Annotated in this window: 25 protein-coding genes; 16 read left to right on the forward strand and 9 right to left on the reverse strand. The window is 72.8% G+C overall.

What is annotated here, in order from left to right; genetic code table 11:
- Positions 1–5: 5 nt before the first annotated feature.
- The 4 genes from ACZ6C6_RS19925 to ACZ6C6_RS19940 all read right to left on the reverse strand — a co-directional run bounded on the left by ACZ6C6_RS19925 (position 6) and on the right by ACZ6C6_RS19940 (position 3,397).
- Entirely contained in the window at positions 6–593 is a 588-nt protein-coding gene (locus ACZ6C6_RS19925; RefSeq protein WP_469204495.1) for a hypothetical protein, read from the reverse strand.
- A complete protein-coding gene (locus ACZ6C6_RS19930; RefSeq protein WP_469204497.1) occupies positions 590–931 on the reverse strand; it encodes a hypothetical protein in 342 nt (113 codons plus the stop codon). Before ACZ6C6_RS19930 ends, ACZ6C6_RS19925 begins: the two co-directional genes overlap by 4 nt.
- Before the next feature lie 36 nt (positions 932–967).
- Positions 968–2,266: a conjugal transfer protein gene (locus ACZ6C6_RS19935; protein ID WP_469204499.1), complete on the reverse strand. Its 1,299-nt coding sequence runs from the start codon at positions 2,264–2,266 to the stop codon at positions 968–970.
- Between the two features lie 228 nt (positions 2,267–2,494).
- The gene (locus tag ACZ6C6_RS19940; protein WP_469204501.1) at positions 2,495–3,397 is read right to left on the reverse strand and encodes a hypothetical protein; all 903 of its coding nucleotides are present in this window, start codon (positions 3,395–3,397) and stop codon (positions 2,495–2,497) included.
- A 363-nt stretch (positions 3,398–3,760) separates the two neighbouring features.
- Between ACZ6C6_RS19940 and ACZ6C6_RS19945 the strand changes: the two genes are divergently transcribed.
- From ACZ6C6_RS19945 to ACZ6C6_RS20000, 12 genes are all read left to right on the forward strand, one after another.
- A complete protein-coding gene (locus tag ACZ6C6_RS19945; protein WP_469204503.1) occupies positions 3,761–4,333 on the forward strand; it encodes a hypothetical protein in 573 nt (190 codons plus the stop codon).
- A complete protein-coding gene (locus tag ACZ6C6_RS19950) occupies positions 4,327–5,271 on the forward strand; it encodes a hypothetical protein (RefSeq protein WP_469204505.1) in 945 nt (314 codons plus the stop codon). The genes ACZ6C6_RS19945 and ACZ6C6_RS19950 overlap by 7 nt, the downstream gene beginning before the upstream one ends.
- Before the next feature lie 64 nt (positions 5,272–5,335).
- Positions 5,336–6,028 carry an SAF domain-containing protein gene (locus ACZ6C6_RS19955; protein WP_469204509.1) on the forward strand — a complete coding sequence of 231 codons (693 nt, stop codon included), beginning with the start codon at positions 5,336–5,338 and terminating at the stop codon, positions 6,026–6,028.
- On the forward strand, positions 6,028–6,897 hold the full coding sequence (locus tag ACZ6C6_RS19960) for a hypothetical protein (RefSeq protein WP_469204511.1): 870 nt from the start codon (positions 6,028–6,030) through the stop codon (positions 6,895–6,897). Before ACZ6C6_RS19955 ends, ACZ6C6_RS19960 begins: the two co-directional genes overlap by 1 nt.
- Positions 6,887–8,434 carry a CpaF family protein gene (locus ACZ6C6_RS19965; RefSeq protein WP_469204513.1) on the forward strand — a complete coding sequence of 516 codons (1,548 nt, stop codon included), beginning with the start codon at positions 6,887–6,889 and terminating at the stop codon, positions 8,432–8,434. Before ACZ6C6_RS19960 ends, ACZ6C6_RS19965 begins: the two co-directional genes overlap by 11 nt.
- Positions 8,431–9,345 (forward strand): type II secretion system F family protein, encoded by a 915-nt coding sequence (locus ACZ6C6_RS19970; protein WP_469204515.1) that lies wholly within the window; start codon positions 8,431–8,433, stop codon positions 9,343–9,345. The genes ACZ6C6_RS19965 and ACZ6C6_RS19970 overlap by 4 nt, the downstream gene beginning before the upstream one ends.
- A complete protein-coding gene (locus ACZ6C6_RS19975; protein WP_469204518.1) occupies positions 9,342–10,232 on the forward strand; it encodes a hypothetical protein in 891 nt (296 codons plus the stop codon). Before ACZ6C6_RS19970 ends, ACZ6C6_RS19975 begins: the two co-directional genes overlap by 4 nt.
- Positions 10,233–10,336: 104 nt before the next feature.
- Positions 10,337–10,561 carry a hypothetical protein gene (locus tag ACZ6C6_RS19980; protein WP_161209902.1) on the forward strand — a complete coding sequence of 75 codons (225 nt, stop codon included), beginning with the start codon at positions 10,337–10,339 and terminating at the stop codon, positions 10,559–10,561.
- Positions 10,561–10,968 (forward strand): TadE family protein, encoded by a 408-nt coding sequence (locus ACZ6C6_RS19985; RefSeq protein ID WP_018102193.1) that lies wholly within the window; start codon positions 10,561–10,563, stop codon positions 10,966–10,968. Before ACZ6C6_RS19980 ends, ACZ6C6_RS19985 begins: the two co-directional genes overlap by 1 nt.
- Position 10,969: 1 nt before the next feature.
- The gene (locus tag ACZ6C6_RS19990) at positions 10,970–11,392 is read left to right on the forward strand and encodes a TadE/TadG family type IV pilus assembly protein (protein ID WP_073966377.1); all 423 of its coding nucleotides are present in this window, start codon (positions 10,970–10,972) and stop codon (positions 11,390–11,392) included.
- Entirely contained in the window at positions 11,392–11,817 is a 426-nt protein-coding gene (locus tag ACZ6C6_RS19995) for a hypothetical protein (protein ID WP_365677271.1), read from the forward strand. Before ACZ6C6_RS19990 ends, ACZ6C6_RS19995 begins: the two co-directional genes overlap by 1 nt.
- A gap of 5 nt (positions 11,818–11,822) precedes the next feature.
- On the forward strand, positions 11,823–15,140 hold the full coding sequence (locus ACZ6C6_RS20000) for a BTAD domain-containing putative transcriptional regulator (RefSeq protein WP_469204521.1): 3,318 nt from the start codon (positions 11,823–11,825) through the stop codon (positions 15,138–15,140).
- Here ACZ6C6_RS20000 and ACZ6C6_RS20005 read toward each other — a convergent pair.
- Both ACZ6C6_RS20005 and ACZ6C6_RS20010 read right to left on the reverse strand, forming a co-directional pair.
- Positions 15,137–16,645: a glycoside hydrolase family 43 protein gene (locus ACZ6C6_RS20005; RefSeq protein ID WP_469204523.1), complete on the reverse strand. Its 1,509-nt coding sequence runs from the start codon at positions 16,643–16,645 to the stop codon at positions 15,137–15,139. The genes ACZ6C6_RS20000 and ACZ6C6_RS20005 overlap by 4 nt on opposite strands.
- 239 nt (positions 16,646–16,884) lie before the next feature.
- Entirely contained in the window at positions 16,885–18,732 is a 1,848-nt protein-coding gene (locus ACZ6C6_RS20010; RefSeq protein WP_469204525.1) for a VWA domain-containing protein, read from the reverse strand.
- Between the two features lie 373 nt (positions 18,733–19,105).
- Here ACZ6C6_RS20010 and ACZ6C6_RS20015 point away from each other — a divergent pair, with 373 nt between their 5' ends.
- The gene (locus ACZ6C6_RS20015; RefSeq protein WP_469204527.1) at positions 19,106–19,693 is read left to right on the forward strand and encodes a DUF2165 family protein; all 588 of its coding nucleotides are present in this window, start codon (positions 19,106–19,108) and stop codon (positions 19,691–19,693) included.
- A 134-nt stretch (positions 19,694–19,827) separates the two neighbouring features.
- Positions 19,828–20,769, forward strand: coding sequence for a UbiA family prenyltransferase (locus tag ACZ6C6_RS20020; RefSeq protein WP_469204529.1), 942 nt, complete (start codon positions 19,828–19,830; stop codon positions 20,767–20,769).
- Between the two features lie 51 nt (positions 20,770–20,820).
- Here ACZ6C6_RS20020 and ACZ6C6_RS20025 read toward each other — a convergent pair whose 3' ends face one another.
- The 3 genes from ACZ6C6_RS20025 to ACZ6C6_RS20035 form a co-directional block, all read right to left on the reverse strand.
- Entirely contained in the window at positions 20,821–21,498 is a 678-nt protein-coding gene (locus ACZ6C6_RS20025; protein ID WP_469204531.1) for a response regulator, read from the reverse strand.
- Positions 21,495–22,604, reverse strand: coding sequence for a sensor histidine kinase (locus ACZ6C6_RS20030; protein ID WP_469204533.1), 1,110 nt, complete (start codon positions 22,602–22,604; stop codon positions 21,495–21,497). Before ACZ6C6_RS20030 ends, ACZ6C6_RS20025 begins: the two co-directional genes overlap by 4 nt.
- A gap of 114 nt (positions 22,605–22,718) precedes the next feature.
- Positions 22,719–23,018, reverse strand: a complete 300-nt coding sequence (locus ACZ6C6_RS20035; RefSeq protein ID WP_469204535.1) for a hypothetical protein — start codon at positions 23,016–23,018, stop codon at positions 22,719–22,721.
- Positions 23,019–23,206: 188 nt separating this feature from the next.
- Here ACZ6C6_RS20035 and ACZ6C6_RS20040 point away from each other — a divergent pair, with 188 nt between their 5' ends.
- Both ACZ6C6_RS20040 and ACZ6C6_RS20045 read left to right on the forward strand, forming a co-directional pair.
- Positions 23,207–23,806 (forward strand): TetR/AcrR family transcriptional regulator, encoded by a 600-nt coding sequence (locus ACZ6C6_RS20040; RefSeq protein ID WP_469204537.1) that lies wholly within the window; start codon positions 23,207–23,209, stop codon positions 23,804–23,806.
- 388 nt (positions 23,807–24,194) lie between these two features.
- Positions 24,195–24,923 carry a helix-turn-helix transcriptional regulator gene (locus ACZ6C6_RS20045; RefSeq protein WP_469204538.1) on the forward strand — a complete coding sequence of 243 codons (729 nt, stop codon included), beginning with the start codon at positions 24,195–24,197 and terminating at the stop codon, positions 24,921–24,923.

Consider the following 24,923-nt stretch of genomic DNA (forward strand, 5'->3'; position numbering starts at 1 on the left):
TCGGTTCAGTGCTGCCGCTCTGCTTCGTCGAGCAGTTCCTGGAGACGGGTACGGGCGCGGGCCGGAGCCGTGCCGGCCGCGGCCGGTGCGGCATCGCCGGAGGGCCCACCGGTGCGGCCTGTCGTGGTGACGAGCCGCACCGGACGGGTCTCGGGGGCGGGTGCCGGCGCGGGCTCCTCGGGGAGCCGCACGTGAACGGTCACCCGACCCGTCACCAGCTTGGTCTTGAAGGTTCTTTGCGGGCGGCCGGCCAGCTTGCCCCCCGGCGGCGAGGTGCCGTAGACCATCAGCCCGAGCAGCGCTCGCGCGGGGTCGCGGCCGTCCATCCGGGCGTACCGCATCAACCACGCGAGCCCCCACGGGACGACGGCCAGCACCAGGGCGTTTCCGAGTCCGAAGACCGCCCACAGATCCCGGAGAGCCAGCAGGAGCACGAAGACCACCACCATGGTGACGATCTGGGTGATCGTGTACGGCCCTCCGGGAATCCGCCCCCCGCCGGGAAGCTTGCCGATGACGAGAGGGTGTTTGCGTGCCCGGGTGTAGGAACGCCCGATCAGCTGCTTCTCGCCGGACGGCTGCCCGTCGCTCATAGCAGGTCGGTCCTGCTCACCACGGCGTCCAGTGGTGCGTAGGGCTGGACGACGGAGATGCTCTTCGGCTTGTCAGGAACCTCGCCGTCGATCATGTTGCTGAGATCGTCCATGCTCCCGACGGCGAAGACCACGATGGCGCCGAGGACTGCGGCGGTCAGGGTGCCCGCGAAGGACTTCGTCTTCACGTAGGCCATGACCGTGACGACGACCGCCATGGCTCCGGCCGCGGCGACGGCGATGGTCCGGACATCCGTGATCGCGTCCTTGACCCACTTGACGACCGGGCCGTCGGGGGCGGCCCCCGCCAGTTGTATGAGTTCGATGTGGTAACTCACTTCTGTTTCCCCTCGTGTGATCAGCTGGGTGGTGTGTCACTCCTCGACGGTGTCCGCCGAGGCGTCTGAGGACCCGTCCGACGAGGTGTCCGGTGTGGACGCGGTTTCGTCGGCGACCGGTCCGGTCTGGGTGGGGGAGAGGGCGGGCGCGGTGTCGACCGACGCCACCTCCCACCGCCCGTCCCGGGTGGTCAGGGTGAGCGCGTAGGTCAGCAAGTAGTCCTGTCCGCCGGTCGTCGCACTCACGGAGACCAGTACATGACGTCGTGTGCCGTCCTCCGGAACGTCCTCGTCCTCGTCCTCGGCGGAAGGGTTGGTGTCGTCCTGGATGCCGGTGATCAGCGTGGACTCGTACGGGGCGGGGACGATTGCCTCCACCTGCAGACCGGGGGAGACGTAACGGTTCAACTCACCCTGGCCCGTCAGATAGGCGGAGAGGAACCGGCTCACGGTGTCCGCGACCGGATCACCCTCGCTGATGCTCTGGTCCGTGTTGTAGGTGAGGCCGCCGTGGGTGGCGGAGGCCGGCGCGTTGACCTCGGCGGGGAGCGAGGTCGCGGCGTACAGCGCGGAGGGAGCCGCCGCGGCGGTGCCGGCCGGCGTGGGCGATGCCGCGGCGGAGGCGGGTGCCGAGCCCGAAGCCGAGACGGAGGGACGTGTCTTCGGGGGCGTCGAGGGCTCGATCGTGCCGCCCGCCTCCGGCGTACCCGAGACCTGTACACCCACTCGGTAGTAGTGCATGCCCCGGTCCGTCATCTTGCCCGACTTGTCCTTGGCCGACACCCGGGCCGCGACCGTCACCGCCCAGTAGCCCTTCTCCACCTGCTGGGCCGCCACGGTGGTGACGCGGGAGGCGGAGCGTGATCCGGGTTCGTTCGCGAGTGTCACGGATTCCGCGTAGTACGGCAGCAGGTCGTCCTCCGTGCCCTCGCCCGCGGACAGGTAGGCCGCGACATAGAGCTCGGCGAACCCTGAGGGCCCTGTGGCGGAAGGGGCGGAGTTGGTCCGGTTCTGCTTTCCCGTGGCCGTCGTCGCCTGTGTCGAAGACGCCACCGCCATCGCGAAGAACGCCAGCAACGGACCCGCCACGACCAGAATCCAGACACCGGCCGTGACCAGCTTGGTGAGGCCCGCCATCTTGACGGTGCTCTGCTGCCAACCGGAGGCCGCCTCGTCGAGCTCGTCGTGATCTTCGGGCTCGTCGTCGGAGGGTCCGGCCGGAACCACCTGCGGGGAGGGGGCGTAGCGCGAGGTGCGCGTGGCCTTCGGCTGCGGGGGCGGTGCGTGCTCGGTGTTGCTCTGCTTCTTGTTCGTGAGCCTGAGGCCGCGCTTCATCGCATGTCTCCCTGAGGGGTGCACAGCACCGGGTGCCGGGGATCGACGACGTCGCGTCCGTCCTCGTCCGAGGACGCGATGGTGCTGGGGGTCACGGGGGTCCTCCGGAGCCTTTCGGTGGGCTGGGGCGCTGGGCGGGATACGGGGCGCGTACGGGGGAGGTGGGGCCGGCCGTACGGGCGTGACGCCAACTGAGCAACATCCTTGGTGACTTGTGTCACTGGATCGTCACTTCGCTGTCGCGAACCTGTCAGAGGTGGCGGGGCTGCCGGTGGCGGCGTGCCCGTCGGAGGCCGCGAACCTGCCGGAGGCGGCGGCCGCCAGCCGGCGGACGGCCCTGCTGCGCCGCTGGCGCTGTCGGGCGCCGTCCCGCGCGGAGGGGCGCGGGGTGACCGGATGGCCGGCGGGCCGGTCCCGGTAGTAGCCGGTGATCAGGCGCGCGTCCTCCACGTCCAGCGCGCCCGACTCCAGGGCCCAGACAAGGAGTTCGACCAGTTCGGCGCGGGCGTCCCAGCCCGCCGCGCGCCCCGGTTCGTCCTCGGCGAGCAGCCGGTAGTCGGCGGCCCTCGCGAGGAGCAGGGTCAGTTCGGCCTGGGAGGCGGGACAGGGGTCCGCGGCGGAGATGCCGGCCGCGCTGTCCGGGTCGAGGGGCACGGCGGACGTGTCCGGCCCGATCAGGCGGCGCGTCAGGCGCAGGGTCTCCAGGGAGAGGTTGGCCGCGATGCGCCGGGGGCGGCGGTGGAGGGGATAGGTCCGGACGACCTCGAAGAGGGCGCCGACCGTGAGGGAGACCGTCTCCTCCCAGTCGTACTGCGGGCGCAGCTGGCTGCGGGCGATGCGTATGGCCTTCGGGAGCATCGTCTGCACTGCGGTCCGGGCGGCGAGCCGGCCACCGGGGCCGCCCGTGACGGCCGCCCGGAGCAGCGGGAGCAGGATGCGGTCCTGGTCGCCGGAGGTCCGGCAGGCGCGCAGGGCGTCGAGCACGGACTGCGGGCCGGTGAGCGACGGGTCGCCGTACCAGCGGCGCAGGTGCAGCCGGAACGTCTCGTCCTGGCTCAGGTCCGCCCACTCGGCGTTGAGGCGGCCGATGAGCCCCTCGGTCCTGTTCGGTGGTGGTGCGTCGGTGCGCATTGGATCGTCTCCCCCTGGACGTGCTGTGGAACACGGCTGATGGTGCGCCTCACCCCTTGACCGCACGGTCGGGCAGGCCCGGACAAGGGCGGCCGGCGGGACGCGGGCCGCACGGGCAAGGTCTTGACCGGCCAACCCGGAGCCCTGGCTGGATCGTTGACACGGAAGTGATCGGTGTTGCGGGTGAGGTGGTCAGATTCTGCGCACACCGGGGCCGCCAACCGGCCTTTCTGTCACCGCAGTCGGACATAGTTGTGACACAACGGCACCCGTTCCGACCGGCCCGTTGATGCAGAATGACGGCACATCACTTACCGGACACAGACGACGCTGCGCACCCGGGCGCAGGACCAGGGGGGTCCGATGGCACGCGGGAGGAAGACCGGCCTGATGGCCTGTTCGGGGATGGCGGTCTGCCTCCTCGTACTGGCCACGGGCTGCGGCGCGAAGGACGAGAAGAAGCCCTCCGGGCCGACGGCGAGCAGCACCCAGGACGACGGCGCGAAGAAGAAGCGCGCGGCGGCCGAGCGCGACGCCCTGGCCGCGTACCGCGGGATGTGGGACGCGCAGACCAAGGCGTACTCCACGGGCAGCATGAAGGACGTCAAGCTGAGCGACTACACGACCGGCGACGCCGCGGCGAAGATCATCGATGCCTTCACGTACTACCAGAAGACGGACATCACCTACACGGGGCCGCCGGTCATCGCGCCGAAGGTCACCGCCGTCGATGTGGAGTCCTCGGTGCACACCGCCACGATCACCGACTGCGTCGACGTGACGGGGATCGTGGTGCGCCGCGCGACGGGCAAACCGATTGCAGGTGTGAAGGACGACGACCGCCGGCCCTGGACCGCGAAGGCCACCACGGCCAAGGACGGCAAGGGCGGCTGGCGGATTGTCGACTACACGATCGACAAGGACCGGACATGCTGACCCGGGGCCGGTACGCGCGCGGCGTGCTCACCGCCTTGGCCGCGGCGGCGCTGACGCTGGCCGGAACGCAGGCCGCCGTGGCCGACGGCGGCGTGAAGTGCCCGCCCGGGGCGCAGGTCTGCGACATCACCGCCGAGGACCCGGGCGAGCCCGGCGACGGCGGCGGCTCCGGCGGGGGCACGGGCGGCGGTTCCGGGGGAGGCCGGAAGTGCCACCGGGAGAACGGCCAGGAGATCCCCTGCTACGTGCCGGGGCTCGGCTTCTGGAACGAGTCCTGCTACTGGATCCTGCTCGACCCGCAGCCGCCGGCCGACGACTACATCGTCTGGGGCAACCACAAGCCGGACGAGGGCGACATCTACCACCCCACCAACTGCCCGGACTTCCCGTACAAGGGCGCCGGGACCTTCGTCCCCCGCGACACGTTCTTCCCCAACGGCACGATCGGCAAGGACGCCGGGCCCACCCCGGCCGAGCTGGCCGAGCGCGCCGTCGCGCAGATGACCCTCAAGGGCGCCGACATCGGCATCGCGCCGGAGCCGGGCCGCACGGGCCTGGTCGGGCTGCCGGTCTGGATGTGGAACAAGCAGCACCCGAACACCACCGGACCGCAGACCAGGACCGTCTCCGCCGGGGCCGTCACGGTCACCGCCACCGCCAAGGTGTCGAAGGTCGTGTGGAACATGGGCGACGGCTCGTCCGTCACCTGCACCAAGCCCGGCGAGCCCTACCGGGAGTCGTACGGAAAGCGGGAGTCGCCCGACTGCGGGCACGTCTACCGCCACACGTCGCGCGGCGAGGCCGGGAACAAGTTCAAGGTCACCGCCACGTCCACGTGGACCATCCACTGGGAGGGCGGCGGTGAGAGCGGCGACCTGACCGAGACCCGGGAGTCCGCCACCACCGTGGCCATCGGCGAACTCCAGGTCGTCGGCTGACGACCGGGACGCGCCACCGCCCGATGACGAGCACGAGCAGCGAAAGCACTGCTGGAGGCACCCATTGAGCAGGACCAAGACCGCCGCCCCGCCCTACCAGGGCGGCGCGCCGGGCACCCCCGGCCCCACCCCGGTGGCGCCCCCGCGGGCACTGAAGCAGCGACGGCGCCGCCCGGCGCTCATCGCACTGTCCCTCGCGCTGACCGCGGTCGGCGGGCTCTCCGGCGCGCTGCTGTTCACGGCGACCGGCGAGCGCACCGACGTGCTCGCCGTCAGCCACGAGGTGGCGGCCGGCGAGGTCATCGAGGACGGCGACCTCACCGAGGTCTCCATATCCCTCGACCCGGCCCTCAAGCCCGTCAAGGCGGTGGACCGGGGCAGCGTCGTCGGCAAGCGCGCCGCGGTCGCGCTCACCCCGGGCGCCCTGCTCGCCCGCGACCAGTACACGAACACCAGCCTCCTCAAGCAGGGCGACACCCTCGTCGGCGTCGCCACCAAGCCCTCCCAGCGGCCCACCACCGGGCTGTTCCCGGGGCGCAAGGTCCTCATCGTCAGCACCCCGGGCGAGAACGACGAGACGGCCGACGCCCCGCCGCAGACCATCGCGGCCACCGTCGTCGCGGTCGGCGACCCCGCCGACGCCACCGGGGTCGCCACCATCGACGTGGCCGTCCCGGCGACCGACGGGCCGGCCCTCGCGGCGCGGGCCGCCACCGGCCGGGTGGCGATCGTCGTGAAGAGCGGGAGCGGTTCCTGATGTCCGTGATCGCGCTGGCCGGCGGGACCGGGGCCCCGGGGGTGACCAGCACGGCGCTCGCCCTGCTGCTCGCCTGGCCCCTGGACCCCGGGCGCCGGCTGATCCTCGCCGAGTGCGACCCCGACGGCGGGGCCGTGCTCGCGGGCGCACTCCAGGGCCGGATGGACGCCCGCTACGGGCTGCGCAACCTCGCCGTCGCCCAGCGGAAGGACGAACTGGTCGAGGCGTTCTGGCGCCAGCTGGTCGACATCTCCGAGGACAACAGCAGCAGCCGGCTCCTGCTGCCCGGGATCACCGACCCCGCGCAGGCCGCCGGCCTTGACCCCGCCTGGGGAGGCCTCGCCGAGCTCTTCGCCCGGATCGAGGACCACCAGCACGACGTCCTGGTCGACCTCGGCCGGCGCGGTGCGTTCGGCGCGTCGGCGGTGCTCGCCAAGCGCGCGGACGTCGTCGTGATGGTCGTCCGCAACACCCTGCGCGGAGTCCAGAGCGCCCAGGTCCGCGTCGAGGCGCTGCGCAAGTCGCTGGCCGGGCCCGGCGGCACGGGCGCCGACGCGCTCGCCGTCCTGCTGGTCGAGGGCGGGCCCTACAAGTCCGGCGAGGTCGAGAAGGCCCTCGGGGTGCCGGTGCTCGCCACGGTCCCCTGGCGGCCCAAGCAGGCCGAGGTGCTGTCCGACGGCGTGGACGGCGGCAGCCGCTTCGACCGCTCCGACCTGATGCGCGCCGCCCGCGCGGCCGCCGGACCGCTGCGCGAGCGGATCGCCCTGCGCCGCGACCGCCTCGCACCCCGCGCCCCGGGCCCGTACAACCAGGGCCCGTACAACCAGCAAGGACCATACGGGGAAGGGGACATGGCCGATGCGCGCTAACCCACTGCACCCCGACCCCGTGATGCACCCCAGTCGGGCCGCCGAGCACACCGTCGCGTTCAAGCGCGGCGAGTTCGGCCCGCCCGTGCCGCCCCGGACCGACCCGCGCGCCGCGCAGCGGCCCACCGCCGGGGTCTCCTCGATCCGGGCGGTCGGCGAGGACCGCCTCCCGCAGGCGACCGTGGACTACCGGGTCGCCGGCGAGATCAAGAAGCGGGTTGCGGACCGGCTCGCCCAGGAGATCAAGGCATCGCCCCGGATGAGCCCGGAGTCCCAGGCCCAGCGCGGCCGGGCGCTGATCAACGAGGCCGTCGCCGTCTGGTCCGACGCCATCGCCGTCGAGCGCGGCGCCAGCACCACCAAGGCCGAGGACGCCGCGCTCGCCTCCGCCGTGTACGACATGCTCTTCCGGGCCGGCCGCCTCCAGCCCTACCTGGACGACGAGCGCGTCGAGAACATCCTCATCAACGGCTACGACGAGGTGTGGCTGGACTACGGGGACAGCGGACGGGTCCGGGTCGCGCCCGTCGCCGACTCCGACGAGGAGCTCCAGGAGATGCTCCGCGACCTGGCGCGCCGCACCGGGCAGAGCGAACGGACCCTGTCCACCGCCGACCCGTTCCTCGCGCTGCGCCTCGCCGACGGCTCCCGGCTCCAGGCCGTCACCGGGGTCACCCCGAAGACCTTCGTCACCATCCGCAGGCACCGCGTCAAGGACGTCGACCTGGACGGCATGATCCAACTCGGCGCCATCGACGAGACCTTGGCCGCTTTCCTCGCCGCCGCCGTGCGCGCCGAGAAGAACATCATGATCACGGGCGAGCAGGCGGTCGGGAAGACCTCACTGCTGCGCGCCCTGCTCAAGGAGATCGACCCGGACGAGCGCTTCGCGACCATCGAGACCGAGTTCGAACTCTTCGCGCACACCAACGGCTTCCACCGCCAGGTCGTGCCGATGGAGTCCCGCGAGTCCAACGGCGAACGCGGTGCCGACGGCCGGGGCGCGGGCGAGATCACCCTGCTCGACCTCATCCACCGCGCGCTGCGCATGTCGCTCTCCCGGGTCGTCGTCGGCGAGGTCCGCGGCCAGGAGATCGTCGCCATGATGCAGGCGATGACCAACGGCAAGGGCGGCAACCTCTGCACGATCCACGCCCGCCGCCCCGAGATCGTCTTCGACCGTATCGCCGAGCTGTACCTGCTGGCCCAGGACAACATGACCGAGCAGCTCGCCTACCGTCAGGCCGCCAACGGGCTCGACTTCATCGTGTTCGTCTCCATGCGCGACGAGACCCGCATCGAGGGCAAACGGCACCGGTTCGTCTCGCACGTCCTGGAGGTCACCGGCATGGGCGAGAACGGCCGCCCCGCCACCAACCGGATCTTCGCGCCCCGCCCCGGCGAGCCGAGGGCCGTCCCGCACATGCACCCCTCCTGCCTGGAGGACCTGGTCCGGGTCGGCTTCCCCGCGCACCTGCTGGACCATCCGCACGGCTCCTGGCCGCGCCCGCTGGACCTCCAGGTGATGGCCGGATGAACCTGATGCTGATGTGGGTGCTCGCCGGACTCGCCGTCGCGGGCGGCCTGGTGGGCCTGGTCACGGGACTGGTCGGTACGACGGCCCCGCCCCCCGTCCGCCGCTCCCGCAAGGGCCTCGGCGGCAGCGTGGCGCGCGACGCGGCCATGCGGCGCCGGACCCGCTGGACCGCGGGCGGCGTCCTCGGCCTGGCCGTCTGGGTGATCACCGGCGTCTTCACCGGCGGGCTGCTCGTCGGCGCCGCCGTGGTCGGGGTGCCCTGGCTGCTCTCGCCCACGAAGAACGCAACCGTGCGCATCGACAAACTGGAGGCGCTCGGCGAGTGGACCCAGCGCCTGTCCGACGTACTGCGGCTCGGCATGGGCCTGGAACAGGCGATGATCGCCAGCCGGCGCGGCGCGCCCGCCGAGCTGGAGCACGAGATCGCCGACCTCGCCGACCGCCTCCAGGTCGGCTGGCGCCCCGCCGACGCGCTGGAGTCGTTCGCCGACGCACTGGACGACGTCACCGCCGACAAGGTGCTCGCCGCGCTGATGCTCTGTGCGTCGGACCGGGGGCCCGGGCTCGCGCAGGCGCTGGAGGACCTGTCCGAAGCGGTGCGCGAAGAGGTCGGCAAGCGCCGCCAGATCGAGGCCGACCGGGCCAAGCCGCGCACCACGGTGCGGTGGATGACCATCATCACGCTCTGCGTGGTCGGGGCCGGATTCCTCGTCCCCAGCTACACCGCGCCGTACGGCACGCTCCTCGGACAGCTCGTCCTGGCCCTGCTGACGGCGGCGTTCGCCGGGGTGCTGATCTGGATGCGCTCGCTGGCCGACCACCGCCCGGTGGCCCGGTTCCTGATCGCCGATCCGCGCAGCCGGGTCAAACTGCCGGAACCGCCCGAACCGCTTCAGGAGGCCCAGTCGTGATACCCCCGGCCGCGATCTTCGCGGGCCTCGCCGTGGGCGGCGGCCTCGCTCTGCTCATCCGCGAACTGGTCGGCCCGCAGCCCGACTTGGCCGCCAGCCTGCGCCGCCTGAACGCCACCGCGCCGGAACCGGACCAGGAGACGGGCCCGGCCAGCCGGGACGACGAGTGGGGTGCCTGGCTGCTGGAACACCTCCAGGGCCTGCCCGGGGTCACCATCCCGCGCAAGGACCTGGCGCTGGTCGGCCAGACCCCCGAGCGGTTCCTGCTGCTCAAGGCGGCGCTGGCGGGCGGAGGGCTGCTGATCCCGCCGTTCGTCGTCGGCGCCTGGACGCTGATGGGGCTCGGCGTGCCGTTCTACCTGCCGGTCGTGGTGGGGCTGGTGCTCGGCACGCTGCTCTGGTTCATCCCGGACCTGTCCGTCCGGGACCAGGCGGCGCGGGCACGCGAGGAGTTCTCGCACGCGATCGCCGCCTATCTGGACCTCGTCGCGCTCAAGCGGGCCGCCGACTCCGGGCCGACCGAGGCCCTGGAACGGGCCGCCGCCGTCGGCCGGGGCTGGGCCTTCACCCGGCTCCAGGAGGCGATGATGCGGGCCCGCGTGGACAAGGTGCCGCCGTGGGAGGCGCTGGTCCAGCTGACCCAGGAGCTGGACCTGCCGGTCCTGGAGGACGTCGCCGAGATCATGCGGATGTCGGCGCACGACGGCGCCGCCGTCTACACCACGCTGCGGGCCCGGTCCAAGTCCCTGCGGACCGAACTGCTCGCCAAGCAGGCCGCCGAGGCCAACGAGGACAGCGAGAAGATGACCGCCCCCGGGGCGCTCCTCGCCGTCCTCGTGATGCTGATGGTCGCCTTCCCCGCGGTGATCAACATCATGGCGACGTAACAGCGGTAACAACCGGCTACGGGCCGAACCGCCGTCACCCCCAACAGCGTCTTCCCGCAAGGGAGTCGACGCACACGAAGAGAAGGAACGAGGAGGCTCGCAGCATGAACGCGATCAACAAGCTCACGAACCGGGCCGCTGTATCCCTGACCATGGTCCTGGCGGTGCTGGCCGACCGCGTCGAGCAGGGCGCCAAGGACCCGGACCGCGGCGACGTCAGCATCACCACGGTGATCATCTGGGTCGCCGCCGTGACGGGCGCGCTGCTCATCGCCGGCACCATCGCGACGGTCATCTCCAGGTACAACGGCAAGCTGGCGGGCATCTGATGAAGCCCGCGGTCGTCGCGCGCCGCCCGCTGGACGACCGCGGCGACACCTCGGTCCAGATGGCGATCGTCTTCCCCTTCATCATCCTGCTGACGATCGCGGTGGTGCAGGTGTCGCTCTGGTACTACGCGCGCAACGTGGCCCTGACCGCCGCGCGCGAGGGCGTCGCGGCCGCACGGGTCTACGAGTCGGGCCCGGGCGCCGGGGCGGAGCGCGCGCAGGCCGTGCTCGGCCGGATCGCGGGCAACACGCTGCTCGGCCCGTCCGTCTCCACGGGCGGCAGCACGGCGGAGCGCATCCGCGTCCAGGTCACCGGACGCGCACCGTCGCTGCTCCCCGGGGTGCCGGGGCTGACGATCACACAGAGCGCGTCCGGGCCGGTGGAGCGCTGGACGACCGGGGGATGAAGTGAACTGGGACGACCGGGGGAGCGAGGCGATCCAGGCCGCGATCGTCACGCCGCTGATGATCATTTTCCTCTGCCTGGCACTCGCGGGCGGCCGGGTGGTGACCGCCGGGAACAAGGTGGACGCCGCCGCCGAGGACGCGGCCCGCGAGGCGTCCATCTCACGCACCGCCGGGGCCGCGCGGAGCAACGCGCTGGCCGCGGCGCAGGAGACCCTGGCCGACCAGGGCCTCACCTGCTCCGGCACGCGGGTCAGCGTGGACGCGTCGGGGCTCAACGCCCCCCTGGGCACCGTCGGAACGGTCCGCGTGACCGTCGCGTGCACCGTTCCGCTGTCCGACCTGATGCTGCCGGGCGCCCCCGGCAGCCACACCCTCACGTCGACGTTCACCTCGGCGGTCGACGCGTACCGGGAGCGCGACTGATGCGTACGTACGACGACCGGGGCGGCATCGCCGTCTACAGCGCCATCATCACCGTGGCGCTCCTCGCCGTCATCGGGATCACCGTGGACGGCGGCGGCAAGCTGCGCGCCACGGAGCGGGCCGACGCCATCGCCATGGAGGCCGCCCGGGCCGGTGGCCAGGCCATCGATCCTGCCCAGGCCATCCCGGGCAAGGCCGTCGTCGCCCAGCCCGCCGCCGCGCAGGCCGCCGCCGCGGCGTACCTCTCGGCGGCCGGGGCGCACGGCAGCGCGACGGTGTCGGCCGACGGGAAGCGGGTGACGGTCACCGTGACCGACACGTACGACACGCGCTTCCTCACGGTCGTCGGCATTTCCTCCATGTCCGTCCACGGGGAGGGGCACGCCACGCTCATCCACGGTGTCGTCGCCCCGGAAGGGTCGTGATCGCGGTGCGTACGGTTGGCAATCTGATACGGGCCCTGCTGAGCCTGGCCGTCCTGGCGGCGCTGCTCGTCGGGCTGCCGGTGCTGCTCTGGTGGGCGACCGGCCTCGTCCTCGGCAACGGCATCGAGGACCTGACCCACCTGTTCTCCCGGCAGGACACCGGGGGCGCCTTCCTGCTCCTGCTCGCCGCAGCCGGCTGGGTCGGCTGGGCGGGCTTCGCCTTCTCCGTCCTGCTGGAGATCCCCGCGCAGCTGCGTGGCCGTACGGCCCGTCGGCTGAGCGGCCTCGGGGCGAGCCAGCGGGCGGCCGCGACGCTGATCGGGGGCATCCTGGTGCTCCTGCCGACGGCGGGCTCGGCCCTCGCCGCACCGGCCGCCGCGCCGGTGTCCGTGACCCAGTCGTACGCCCACACCGGCGCCCAGGACACCGCGCACGCCTCGGACGCCCGCACCACGCGGCAGGCCGCGTCGGCCGACTCGTACACCGTGCGGGACGTCCGTCCGGCCGAGAGCCTGTGGAGCATCGCGGAGGACCGGCTGGGCGACGGCAACCGCTGGCACGAGATCGCCAGGCTCAACGAGGGCCGGGTGATGACGGACGGCACGGTCTTCCACGCCCAGGGCTTCCTCCAGCCCGGCTGGAAGCTGCGGATGCCGGCCGGCACGGGGGCCGCCCACGAGGCGGCGGAGTCCTCCGCCGGAACGGCGACCGTCCGCCCCGGCGACTCGCTGGGCGCCATCGCGGACCGCGAACTCGGCGACCCGGCGCGCTACGGGGAGATCTTCGACCTCAACCGGGGTGCGGAGCTGCCGGGCGGCGGCACGTTCACGAACCCGGACCTGATCATCCCGGGCCAGAAACTGAAGCTGCCGGCGTCGGGCCCGCAGGAAGCGGACCCGGCCGCCCCGGGACCGGCGAAGCCGAAGCCCACGGCCCCGGCGCCGGACGAGTCGTCCCGCCCCGCACCCACGAAGCCCAAGCCGGCGGACCCGGCCCCCGCGAAGCCGAAGCCGCAGGAGACGGCGAAGCCGAAGCCCGCGGAGTCGGCCAAGCCGCAGCCCGCGGAGTCCGCGAAGCCGCACCCGGCCGAGAGCGCCAGGCCCGCCCCGGCCAAGCCGGCGGAGACGGCGAAGCCGAAGCCCGCCGAGACGGCGAAGCCGAAGCCCGCCGAGACGGCGAAGCCGAAGCCCGCCGAGACGGCGAAGCCGAAGCCCGCCGAGACCGCGAAGCCGAAGCCTGCCGAGACCGCCAAGCCGAAGCCCGCCGAGTCGGCGAAGCCGACCCCCGCGCCCGAGCGGGACAAGCCCGAGGCGGCGGCCCCCGCCGACACCGCATCCGCCGACGAGGACACCGGCTTCTCCGCCCGTACCGGCGCCGGAATCGGCGCCCTGCTCGCCGCCGGGGTCCTCGGCGTCCTCGGCACGCGCCGCATCGTGCAGCAGCGTCGTCGGCGCCCCCGGCGCCGCATCGCGTTGCCCGAGGGCGACGCGGCCGTGCTGGAGAGGGACATGCGGGCGGCCTCGGCGGACGTGCCCGAGGGGCTCGATCTGCTGGACCGCGCCCTGCGCACCCTCTCCGCCGAGCTGGCGCGCGAGCGCACCGCGCTGCCCCAGCTCGACGCCGTTGTCGTCACGCCGGACGGGGCCGCGCTCCACCTCTGCGAACCGGCCGCCCCCGTAACGCCGTTCGTGCCCGTGGTGAGCGGGGAGGAGATCTGGTGGTGCCCGAAGGGCTCGGAGGCGCTGCTGCTGGCCGAGGGGGCCTCGGCGACCGCGCTCCCGTATCCGGCGCTGATCAGCCTGGGCACCAGCTTCGAGGGGTTCCCGGTCCTGGTCGACCTGGAGCGGATCGGGATGCTCCGGCTCGACGGCGAGGCGGACGACGTACGGTCCGTGCTGCTGGCGCTGGCCGTGGAGCTGGCGTCCGACTCGTTGCACGCCGAGCACACGGTCCGGCTGGTCGGCTTCGGCGAGGAGCTGAAGACGGCGTTCCCGGGCCGCGTCGTGTACCACGCGACGCTGGCCTCCGCCGTCACCGGCCTCCGCGACCACGACGAGGCGCAGCGGCGGGCGCTGGCGGAGAGCGGGGCGGAGAGCCTGCGGGAGGCGCGGCTGATGGGGGCCGGGGCGGACGCCTGGGCGCCGCAGATCGTGCTGTGCGCCCTGCCGCTGACCGGCACTGACCCGAGCGCCCTCGACCTGCTCGAACTGACGGCGGCGCAGCCCCGCACCTCGCTGGCGGCGGTGACGAGTGCCGACTCCGGCCTCGGACTGCCGGAGACCTGGAGCGTCGACGCGGCGCCCGGCGTCGTCGTCACCATTCCGGAGACGGACCTCGAAGTGATGCTGCAACGCCTCGAACCCGCCCAGTACGCGGCCCTGTTGGAGCTGATGGCGGTCGCCGGGCGGCCCATGGACGAGCCGACGCCCGACTGGGCGCGGCCGCAGGACCCACGACTCACGCTCGCCGTCATGGCCGCCCCGGAACCGGAGGCCGCCGGGAAGGACGGGAACCCGATGCACACCGCCCCCGTGGAGGAAACGATCACCGCTCCGGCCCCGGTGCCCGCCCACCCGTACATCCGGGTGCTCGGGCCGGTCGAGATGGAGTCCGCCGAGGGTCCGGTCGAGTCCAACCGCCGCGGCCGGCTGACCGAGATGGCCGCCTGGCTCGTCCTGCACCCGGGCCTGGAGCACCGCGCGCTGGACGAGGCGATCTGGCCGGGCCGGGAGGTCGGGCACTCGCTGCGCAACTCCAACGTGAGCAAGCTGCGCGCCTGGATGGGCGGCCAGTCCTATCTGCCGTTCGTGACGGACGGGCGGTACGCCTTCGCCCCGTACGTGCGGTGCGACTGGCTGGACTTCCAGGAGCTGTACCAGGAGGGCATGCACGCCCGGGGCACCGCCGCCGACACCGCGCTGGCGCGGGCGCTCTCGCTGGTCCGGGGCACCCCGTTCGCGGGGACCAATCCGCGCAACTACCTGTGGGCGGACACCATGTTCCACGACATCGTGTCGTCGGTCGTGGACGTCGCCCACGAGCTGGCGGAGCGGTGCCTGGCCGCCGGTGACCTCACCGGCGCGGTCGCGGCGGCCACGCGCGGCCTGGTCGCGTCCCCGGAGAGCGAACTGCTCACCCGGGACCTGTTCCGGGCCCACGCGGCGCGCGGCGACCGGTCCGCCGTCATCGAGGCGGCGGACCGGCTGAACCGGCTCAACGAAGAGCTGGGCACCGACGCGGAGGACGAGACCATCGACCTGCTCCGGGACATCCTGAAGGCCCTGCCGGAGACGCCCGTCGTGGGGGCCACCTCGGCGGCCTAGCCCTCCAGGGGCTCGTACGCGAACCAGTCGAAGTGCACCGCGCCGCTCTCCGCGTACAGGCCGATCACCCGGCCCGTGAAGCCGCCGGTCACCTCCGTGGAGAGGTAGCGCCCGTCGAGGGAGCCGAGCGCGGTGAACGTGCCGTCCGGCTCCTCGACGCCCAGGGAGACGGTGTCGGGGCCCGTGCACGGGTCGAGCGGGGCCCGGGTGGGGACGATGTCGATCCCGAGCACCACCGGTCCCGGGGGCGCGGGGCGGGAGGCGACCACGGTGCGGAGCGGGCCGATCCGGGCGACGAGCCTGATCTCGCCGCCGTCCGCCTCGACCGCGTAGTGGTGCGCCTCGTCGAGCCGGACCGCGAGCCCGCCGCAGCCGTCCGCCGCGTCCGCCAGCGTGCGCGCCCGGCACGCCAGATGCTGCTGGCGGCGGCCGGTGAACACCGCGTCCGGGTCGTCCAGCGTCGAGCCGCGCCCGTGCAGGGTCAGCCAGCCGGGGCGCTCCTTCGTCCCGGCCCGCCCGGCGGTGGAGCGGCGCGGCGAGATCCAGTACGGGCGCGGCTCGGCCAGGTCGAAGTCGTCCCGGGCCGGGGTGGCGGGGGCGGGCGCCAACGGCCACGGGGGTGCCGGGAGTTCGGTGCTCACCTCGCCGACGACGGGCCAGCCGTCCACCCAGGTCACCGGTGCGAGGAAGGTCTCCCGGCCGAGCACGTGCCAGCCCGGGGTGCCGCCGCCCGGCCGTACGCCGAGGAGCACCAGCCACCACGAGCCGTCCGGGCCCTGCACCAGGTCTCCGTGGCCGGTGTTCTGGATGGGGTGCTCGCGGCCCCGGTGGGTGAGCACGGGGTTGTCCGGGCACGGCTCGAACGGCCCGGAGGGCGAGGGGCCGCGCGCCACGGAGACGGCGTGCCCGCGCTCGGTGCCGCCCTCGGCGATGACCAGGTACCAGTGGTCGCCGATCCGGTAGAGGTGCGGGGCCTCCGGCGCCTTCGCCCCGGGCGCCCCGGACCAGATGCGGCGCGGTTCGCCGAAGGCCTCGCCGGTGAGCGGGTCGATGCGGACCTGGGAGACCCCGGCCACGGTGCACCAGCAGGTGCCGTCCTCGTCCCAGGCCAGGTCCGGGTCGATGCCGGGCACGCCGGGGAGCGGGACCGGGTCGGACCAGGGGCCGGCCGGGTCGGTCGTGGTGAACAGCAGGTTGCCCACCTCGACATTGGTGACGACGAGCCAGAACCGGCCGTCGTGGTGCCGGAGCGTCGGCGCGTAGATGCCGCCGGAGGTGCGGGTCTCTGGGGTCAGGCGCAGCTGCTCGGGCCGGTCGAGGACGTTGCCGATCTGCGTCCAGTTGACCAGGTCGCGGCTGTGGAAGAGCGGGATGCCCGGGAAGTACTCGAAGCTGGAGCACACCAGGTAGTAGTCGTCGCCCACACGGCAGACGCTGGGGTCGGGGTGGAACCCGGGGATCACCGGGTTTCTGACGGTCGTGCCCGTCTGGTCTCGGACTGGCATGGCATCCGTTCCTGTACGTCGCGCGTGCTGCCGGAAGAAGGCGTCGAGGCGTCTGTGTCGAAGCGCTTCGATACGGACGTGACCCTAGTAACCGGGTGCGCGCGCGACAAGAGGGCTTCGGGCGAAGAAAGTCCTGGGCGGATGCGCGGTGTCCGGACGGCGCGCGGAGGCCCGCCCGGGCGGGGTGCCGGACGGGCCTCCGGGGCCGACGGGGGAGGGTGATCCCGTCGTGGGCGGTCTCAGCCCGTCCGGCGGCGCCTCAGCGCGAACCAGGTGAGGGCGCAGGCGGCGAGCACCACGGCCCCGGCGCTCCCGGCGCCGACCGGCGTGGCGAGCAGGCTCAGCCGCGAGTCGTCCTCCTTCGAAGCGCTTGCGGCGGAGGCGACGGCGCCCGGCTTCGCGCTCTTCGCCCCTTCGGATGCCGTGGGCTCCCGGTCGGTCCCGGTCCCGCCGCCGAAGCGGAAGACCGGACTGTCATCGGCGCGCGGTGTGCCGGAGACGTCCACGTCCAGCGAGAGCGGGACCACGATCCCCTTGGCCCGGGCGCCCGGCTCGGCGATCTGCGCCTGGATGTAGTAGGTGCCCGGCACGTCGTAGGCGTCGGGGGCGCTGCTCGGCGTGGCGCGCGGCTCGGTGATCTCCCAGGGGCCGCAGACCCGCTCGATGTGTCCGGTCCGGCGTGCGAAGAGCTCCGTCAGCCTGTTGTCCTCGTTGCACAGCGTCGACGTGCGCGTCGCGTCGTAGACCGTGACGGCCAGTCCGGCGGTGGTGGCGGGCGGGAAGTCGTCGGGGATGTCCACACCGGCCTTGACCGTCAGCCGCTGCCCCGCCTTCAGCTCGACCCGCCAGAAGGGTGCCTCGCCGACGGTGATGGACTGGCGGTGGGTGCCCGGGCCGATCGGGGTGGCGCCGTTGAAGGAGAAGCCCCCTTCGGCATCGGCTCCGACGCGGGGCTCCGGAGGTGTGACCGCGGTCGCCCGGGCCGTCCGGTCGGCGATGCCGATGAGCAGTTCGACGGGCATGGCCGTATCCCCGGCCTTCGTCACGTGGTTCTCCACCCGGACGCAGCCCATGTCGTCCTCCGCGGGCTTGTCGGGCTTCCCCCCGGCCCCGCTGCGGCCTCCGGCGGAGATGACGTTGGCCCACCCCATGGACTGGTCGAACTCCCGCAGCCAGGAGCGGGGTTCGGTCTCGTCGGCGGGACCCGCGGCGACGGTGATGATGGACCCGCGTGCGTAGCCCTTCTCGGCGACGGCGGTGGCGCTCACCTGGAGCAGCTGGTCCTGCCGCTTCTTGACCCGGTAGTAGAGGTCCCGTCCCCCGGTGAACTCGTCCAGGTACTGGCCGGGCTCGACCAGCGGTGCGTTCCGGCAGCCGTCGAGCGAGCCGTCGACCGGCTTCCCGGTGGCCTGGTAGGTCCGCCACTCCTTGCGGAACAGGGTGTCCAGATCGGAGATCAGCGCGTCCGCGTCGTCGGAGTCCGTGTACGCGCCGCCCGTCACGTCGGCGATGCACTTCAACTGGGCGCGGGCCGAGGCGGGTGCGCGGAATCCGATCACGTCCACGGCCAGGTCGATCCCCTGGTCCTTGAGCTCGCGGGCCACGTCGCACGGGGGCGGCGGGGCACAGGTGTCCTCACCGTCCGAGACCAGGACGACCCGGCGCTTGCCGCTCGGGCCGAGGTCCTTGGCCGCCGCGCGCAGCGAGACCCCGATGGGGGTGAACCCGACGGCCTCGAAGCCGGCGATCCGGCTCTTGGCGTCGGCCCGCGCCGCCCGGTCCATCGTGGCCACGGGCAGCACCGGTTGCGTGTCGGCGCAGCCCTTCTTCCGGTTCTCCCCGGGGTACGTGGCGCCGTACACGCGCAGTCCCAGCTCGGCCCGGGCGGGCGCCTTGTCGATGATCCGGGTGACCGCCTGTTTGGCTGCGGAGAGCCGGGTCCGGCCCTTGCCTGCGTCCGCCTGGTTCATCGACCCCGAGAGGTCGAGGACCAAGTCGATCCTGGCGGGCTCCGGCGTCTCGGGCGCCGCGGCGGGAGTCGCGCCGGCCTGCGTCGCCGACGCCAGGAGAGCGGCGGCCAGTAGCACGGGAAGAGCGGCGCGTGCGCGGCGTCTCCAGGATGTCGGATTCACGAGGTGCTCCCAAGAGGTCGGTCCGTCGGTCGGCGGGACGGAGGGCGGATCATTCACCTCCACGGACGATAAGCAACTGCAAACGGTTCCGCACTCCTTGAACTCCCTCGTGTTGAGTGGGTTGTGGTGAATTTCGCGAGGTTCAAAATTCCGTCTGCAACGTGTCTGCCGGTCTCCTCGCGCTGCCCGTACGGCTACGGCGGGCGGGCACCTCGCCGGGGCACCCCGGCCGGGCAGCCCGAAGAGGGAGCTGCCGGGGCGGCGGCGGGGTCGGCAGGCTGAGGGCATCGCACCGCTCCCCTTCCCTTCTGCTCCGAGGAGTCCTCCCATGGCACTGACCGCCGACCGGCCCACCGCGACGAAGGACACGACGGGCCCGCTCGCCACCGGCCGGCCGGACCTCGCCGTCCGCTCCCGGCTCGCCGCGCTCAACGCGTTCCTGATGAGCGGGCTCACCCTGTGGCTGGGCCTCGTCACCCTCAACAACCTCAACGACTTCGGCACCAACAAGGCGCTCATCGGCCAGATGCTGACCATGCGCGACCTGGTGAAGGACCCGATACGGGGCAACGGCCTGGAGTGGCGCGCGATGCCCGAGTCCATGGCCACGCCCGCGCTGATCGGCGTCATCGTCTACGAGCTGCTGATCGTGGCCCTGCTCGCCCGGGCGGCCTACGGGCTGTGGCGCAGGGCGCGCGGCCTGGAGACCGGGATCGTCGTGACGCAGCGCGCCAACATCGCGCTGGGCGCCTTCGCCGGGCTGTTCCTGCTGTTCCTCTCGGGCGGCATGTTCTTCGGCTACTGGATCTACATCGGCGCCGCCCAGCAGGTCCACTTCACCGGGCTCATCATCGGCCTGCTCGCCGCCCTGCTGGTCAACCTGCCGTCGGTGACGGGCGCCCAGCAGGAACGCTGATGCTCAGTCAACTCGACTGACTGCACTGCCCCGTCGGCGGTCCTTCCGATACGGCCCCTTCCCCAAAAGGGGTATCGGAACGCCCGCCGATGGGGCATGTGTGTGTCCGGGGCCCGTCATTAGTGTCCCTGGTCATGGGGGCATACACCGCACAGATCAATTCCGGGACACCGACTTCCACCCTGCGGATCGCAGGTGCGGCACGCGCCGCGGTCCTCTTCCTCGAAGAGGCGCGCGTCAGTGTGCAGATCGTCTTTCTGATGCGTTTCCTGGCCGCCGCCGCGGTCACCGCCGGGGGCGGGCTCGCGGGGGTGGGGCCCGGGCTGGCCGCCCCGGCGGTCAGCTGGGTCCTGGCGACGCTCTTCACGTACGGCATCAACGGGGTGTCGGACGTCCAGGAGGACCGGCTGAACCGGACCGGGCGGCCGATCGCCCGGGGCGACCTCTCGCCGACGACGGCCGCCCGGCTGACCTGGCTCTCCGCGGCCGGATCGGTCATCACCGCGCTGGCCTGCAACAACGTCCTGCTGATCACGTTCGTGCTGGCCTTCCTCTTCCTGGGGTACGCCTACTCCGCCGCGCCCTTCCAGCTCAAGCGCAGCGCGGCCGGCACCTCGGGGTCCGTCCTGCTGATGGGCCTGCTGACGTACGCGGCGGGCTGGACGGCCGCGGGGGAGGGCCGGCCGCCGGGCGCGATGCTCGTCCTGGCCGCCGTGATGTCGCTGTGGATGTGCGTGGTGGGCGCCGTGACCAAGGACTTCTCGCACGTCCGGGGCGACGCCGCGGCCGGGCGCCGCACCTCGGTGACCGCCTGGGGCGACACCACCGCCCGGCTGGTCGGCGGGGCCGGTGCCCTCCTGACCGGCGGAGGCTTCCTGGCCGCCGCGCTGACGGGCTGGCCGGCGCTGCTGGGCCCGGCGGCCGCGGTCCTGGCGGGCGGGTCCCTGGTGGTGGCGGGGCTCTGCTGGTCGACGCGGGGCGACGCGGCCCGGGGCCGCACCCCGTACCGCGCCTTCATGGTGACGCAGCACCTGGTCCATCTCACCCTGTTCGCCGGGCTGTTCGTCACCGCCTGACCCGGCCGGCATCCGCCCCGCACACGCTCCCGTGTGCGGGGCCGAGCCGTTTCAGAAACGGCGGCGGGGCGGTTCCGGCTGGGGAAGCAGGCCGCGTTCGACCGCCTTGTTCACGGCGTCGATCCGGGAGACGGCGTCGAGCTTGGTGAAGATGTTCCGCATGTGCCGCTTGATGGTCCCCTCGGCGATCCCGAGCTTCACCGCGATCTGGCGGTTGCTCATGGCCTGGGCGACCAGCGCCAGTACCTCCGACTCGCGCTCGGAGAGGCAGCCCGCGCCGTCGGGTGCGGGCTGCGGGGCACGCAGGCTGTCGGGCGAGACGGAGACGGTCACGGTGCGCAGCTCGCCGCCCTCGCGGGAGCGGACGGCGGAGATCAGCGTCTCGCGGCCGGTGCTCTTGTGCAGATAGCCGCTGATGCCGAGCTGCAGCAGCTCCTGCACCAGCTGCTGCCCGTCGTACATGCTCAGCACGATGATCCGGAGGCCCGGATCGCCCTGGAGCAGTCTGCGGACGGTGGCCGGGGGATCGTTGCGCGGCATCTCGATGTCGAGCAGGACGACGTCCGGGCGGTGCGCGGCGGCCAGCCGGATCGCGTCCTCGCCGTTGCCGGCCTGGGCGACGATCTCGAAGCCGGGCTCGGAGCGCAGCAGGTCGCACAGCGCCTCGCGCAGCAGCGTGTGGTCGTCGGCGACGAGGATGCGTACGGATTCGGGGGAGGTCTCGTTCATCGGAGGGCCCGGTCCTCCTTGATCGGTATCCACATGGTGACGTGCGTGCCGCGGCCCGCCGAGGAGCCGATGTGCAGAGTGCCGCCGAGCAGGTCGGTGCGTTCCTGGAGGCCGGTGAGGCCGTTGGTGCGGCCCCCAGCGAAGACCTGTTCCACGTCGAAGCCGAGGCCGTCGTCGATGATCTCGCTCTGGATCTCGTGCGGGGCGATGTCGATGTGGACGACGATGTTTCCCGCCTCCGCGTGCCGGAAGGCGTTGCGCAGGCACTCGCGGACCATGACGAAGACCTCCTCCGCCACGGGCGCCGGAATCCACTCGTCCAGCCCCCGCACCCACAGCTGTACGGGGACGCCCTCGTCCCCCATGGAGGCGACGAAGTCGGCGAGCGCCGCCTCCAGGCAGCCCGTGATGGCGGGGCGGCGCAGTTCGGTGACGAGTTCCCGGGTGTGGGCGAGGGTCTCCAGGATGGCGTCCTGGGCGGCCCGCACCTCCTTGGGCACGTCGGCGTTCTGCCGGGCCACCTGGAGCTCGTACAGCTCCAGCTGGCGCATGGCGAGGCTGAGGGAGTTGCCGATCTGGTCGTGGATCTCGCGGGCCAGCTTGCGGTGGCCCTTGTCGTGCACCTCGCGGACCCGGGCGAGCATGAACGAGTCGTAGGCGATCGAGCCGACCTCCAGGCGCCTGCCGATGCCCTGCTGGAGGGCGCGGATGGCGGCCGAGTAGGCCCGGTCGGCGCCCTCGACGCCCGCGGTGCACTCCAGCAGGCGTTCCAGGACGGTGTCGAAGAGGATCACCCCGGCCCGCACGGAGTGCGTGAGGTGGACGCCCTGCTGGACCCGGGCGCTGCCGAGGTCCACGACCTCGGCGATGTGGCTGTCGGAGACCTCCGTCAGGCCGGCCTCCAGGCTGTCGGCGCAGTCCCGGAAGACACGGCGGCCCTGTAACTCGCACTGCGCCCAGACCTCGTCGTCGGCGGCGAGCGGACTGCTGATCCCGCGGAGCCGGGCGTGGTAGAGGGCGATGACCTCGTCCTCGTACGCCCTGAAGCGTTTCACTGGCGGGCCGCCCTGGCGGCTGCCGAGGCGGCTCTGCGCCGGTTCTCTCATCACGCTCTCCTCCCCCGGGGCTCAACTGCTTCTCTAGCGCTGAACCGGTGCAGGATAAGCCGATTTGCGGACTGCGTGGCGGTGATGGCTGGAATCAGCCATTGCTGCCACGCCTCAGCCGCGGCGGCGCAGCACGGCGGCGCGGACCTTCAGGAGGTTCGGCACCAGCGTGTAGACGACCGCCGGAACGACGATCCCGGTGATCACCAGAGTGCGCAGAAGCATCGGGAAGCCCTTCACGTACGGGCCGACCACCAGCTGGACCACGGTCAGGGCGGCGAACACCGCGATCCAGGTGAGCAGGGCGCGCATGTGGACGGAGGGCAGCGCGGCCGGCTGTGCGGGGGCGGCGGAGCGGGGCTGATTCCGGTCGGCGGCGGCGGAAGCGGCGGCGGGGCGGGCTGCGGTGGTCATGAGGAGTCCCATCCAGGTTGGTGTGCGAGGCATACGGAAGGCGTTGCGGCGGTGCTGTCGCTGGTCCTGTCCTGGGGCCTGGGCGGTGGTGCTGCCCTCGGCGACGTGTTCCACTCTGCCAACCAACTAGTTGGATGTCAACCATCCAGTTGGTTGGCATCCGGGGGGAGCCGTTCTACGCTGGTGGCATGACCTCGGACACGACCCCCACCAAGGAACGGCTCCTCGCTGCGGCGAAGGAGGAATTCGCTGCTCACGGCATCGCCGGGGCGCGCGTCGACCGCATCGCGGAGCTGGCCGGCGTGAACAAGGAACGGATCTACGGCTACTTCGGCAACAAGCAGAAGCTGTTCGACGCCGTCGTGGGGCGTGCGCTGGACGAGCTCGCCGCGGCCGTTCCGCTGAAGGGCGGCGACGACCCCGCCGAGTACGTGGGCCGGGTGTACGACTTCCACCGCGACAACCCGGTCCTCGTCCGGCTCTTCTTCTGGGAGGGCCTGCACTACCGCGACGGCGTCCTGCCCAACGAGGAGGGCCGCCGCGGCCACTACGAGGAGAAGATCGCCGCCCTCGCGGAGAGTTTCGGGACCGAGGCGTCGCCGCAGGTCGCGGCCTGCCTGCTGAGCCTGATCGGGCTCGCCGCCTGGCCCAACGCGGTGCCGCAGCTGGCCCGCCTGATCATCGGCCCCGACGCGGAGGCGGCCGGCGGCCTCGACCTGCGCGCCCATGTCGTGGCCTTCGCCCGCCAGGCCCTCTCCGACGTCCCGCTCGCTTCCCCGGCGGCCTGAGGAGCACTTCCCCCCAGCGGCCGGACACCCCCGGGGCATCCGGCTACCACTTTCGGTCCGCGGCCACCCGGACTAGGAGGCAGTGACGGCCTCCACGGCCCTTCGCGCGTCTAGCGTTCCTTGCATACGGGTGGCCCCCGCGGCCACCGACAAGGACCCCTGGGGGTAGGGCATGTCGCAGAACCGCGCGGCTCCGGGCCGTGTCCGTGAAGTCCCGTCTGGCCCGCGACGCCTGGCACGCACTCTCGCCGCACCGGCCGAAATCCCGAGTACGTCCAGTACGAGGGATGCCGGCCGGCACGCCGAGAGCACGCACCAGACGCCGCACGCCACGCCCTCCGGGCGTACGGCGGGACTTCACGGACGCGACCCGGCAGTCGCAGCCTCTTTGCCGGTAAGCGTCAACTCGCCGCAGCTGATCCCGCAGCAGGCGACCCACGTCATCCTCTCCGTCCGCGACGACCTCCAGCGCTACGGCCTGGAGCGCATGCTCGGTGCCGTGGACACGGTCGGCACCTGCCGGGCCTTCGCCCAGCTGTCGGCCGCCGTGGACGCGGTCGGCGACCCGGCGACCGACGTGCTGCTCATCGTGCCGGAGCCGGCCGACCTGGACGGCGACTCCGTGCTGCACCGCGTCGCCGCGTACGGGGTGCGCGTGCTCCTGCTCCTGCCGGACACCCGGTCCTTCGACCTCGACCGGGTCGCCTCCGTGGCGGGTGCCTCGCTGCTGTTCTCCGACGGCCTCGACGCGGCGGCCCTCGGTGACGTGCTCGGCGCGATGCGGGCCGGCGAGGCGCGCATACCGGCCGCCCTGACCCGGCCCCTCCTCGAACTCGCCGGACGCGGCGCCCGCGAGGTGCCGGCCGCGCCCCGGCTCACGCCGCGCGAGCGCGAGGCCCTGACGCTCGTCGTGGACGGGCTCAGCAACAAGCAGATCGGGCGCCGGCTGCGGATCTCCGAGCACGGCGCGAAGCGGCTGGTCGCCAACATCCTGGCCAAGCTCAACTGCCCCAACCGCACGCTCGCCGCCGCCCGCGCCCTGCGCGAGGGCCTGTGCGGCGCCGCCCCGCAGGCCGCCGCCCACGCGCCGGCCTCCCCCTACGGAACCGGCTGGTGA

The organism is Streptomyces sp. NPDC041814 (assembly GCF_055590565.1).

Coding starts and splice junctions, on each gene's coding strand:
- ACZ6C6_RS19925 (WP_469204495.1), bottom strand. CDS start 593: ATGAGCGACGGGCAGCCGTCCGGCGAGAAGCAGCTGATCGGGCGTTCC.
- ACZ6C6_RS19935 (WP_469204499.1), bottom strand. CDS start 2,266: ATGAAGCGCGGCCTCAGGCTCACGAACAAGAAGCAGAGCAACACCGAG.
- ACZ6C6_RS19940 (WP_469204501.1), bottom strand. CDS start 3,397: ATGCGCACCGACGCACCACCACCGAACAGGACCGAGGGGCTCATCGGC.
- ACZ6C6_RS19945 (WP_469204503.1), top strand. CDS start 3,761: ATGGCACGCGGGAGGAAGACCGGCCTGATGGCCTGTTCGGGGATGGCG.
- ACZ6C6_RS19950 (WP_469204505.1), top strand. CDS start 4,327: ATGCTGACCCGGGGCCGGTACGCGCGCGGCGTGCTCACCGCCTTGGCC.
- ACZ6C6_RS19960 (WP_469204511.1), top strand. CDS start 6,028: ATGTCCGTGATCGCGCTGGCCGGCGGGACCGGGGCCCCGGGGGTGACC.
- ACZ6C6_RS19965 (WP_469204513.1), top strand. CDS start 6,887: ATGCGCGCTAACCCACTGCACCCCGACCCCGTGATGCACCCCAGTCGG.
- ACZ6C6_RS19970 (WP_469204515.1), top strand. CDS start 8,431: ATGAACCTGATGCTGATGTGGGTGCTCGCCGGACTCGCCGTCGCGGGC.
- ACZ6C6_RS19980 (WP_161209902.1), top strand. CDS start 10,337: ATGAACGCGATCAACAAGCTCACGAACCGGGCCGCTGTATCCCTGACC.
- ACZ6C6_RS19985 (WP_018102193.1), top strand. CDS start 10,561: ATGAAGCCCGCGGTCGTCGCGCGCCGCCCGCTGGACGACCGCGGCGAC.
- ACZ6C6_RS19995 (WP_365677271.1), top strand. CDS start 11,392: ATGCGTACGTACGACGACCGGGGCGGCATCGCCGTCTACAGCGCCATC.
- ACZ6C6_RS20005 (WP_469204523.1), bottom strand. CDS start 16,645: ATGCCAGTCCGAGACCAGACGGGCACGACCGTCAGAAACCCGGTGATC.
- ACZ6C6_RS20015 (WP_469204527.1), top strand. CDS start 19,106: ATGGCACTGACCGCCGACCGGCCCACCGCGACGAAGGACACGACGGGC.
- ACZ6C6_RS20020 (WP_469204529.1), top strand. CDS start 19,828: ATGGGGGCATACACCGCACAGATCAATTCCGGGACACCGACTTCCACC.
- ACZ6C6_RS20025 (WP_469204531.1), bottom strand. CDS start 21,498: ATGAACGAGACCTCCCCCGAATCCGTACGCATCCTCGTCGCCGACGAC.
- ACZ6C6_RS20030 (WP_469204533.1), bottom strand. CDS start 22,604: ATGAGAGAACCGGCGCAGAGCCGCCTCGGCAGCCGCCAGGGCGGCCCG.
- ACZ6C6_RS20035 (WP_469204535.1), bottom strand. CDS start 23,018: ATGACCACCGCAGCCCGCCCCGCCGCCGCTTCCGCCGCCGCCGACCGG.
- ACZ6C6_RS20040 (WP_469204537.1), top strand. CDS start 23,207: ATGACCTCGGACACGACCCCCACCAAGGAACGGCTCCTCGCTGCGGCG.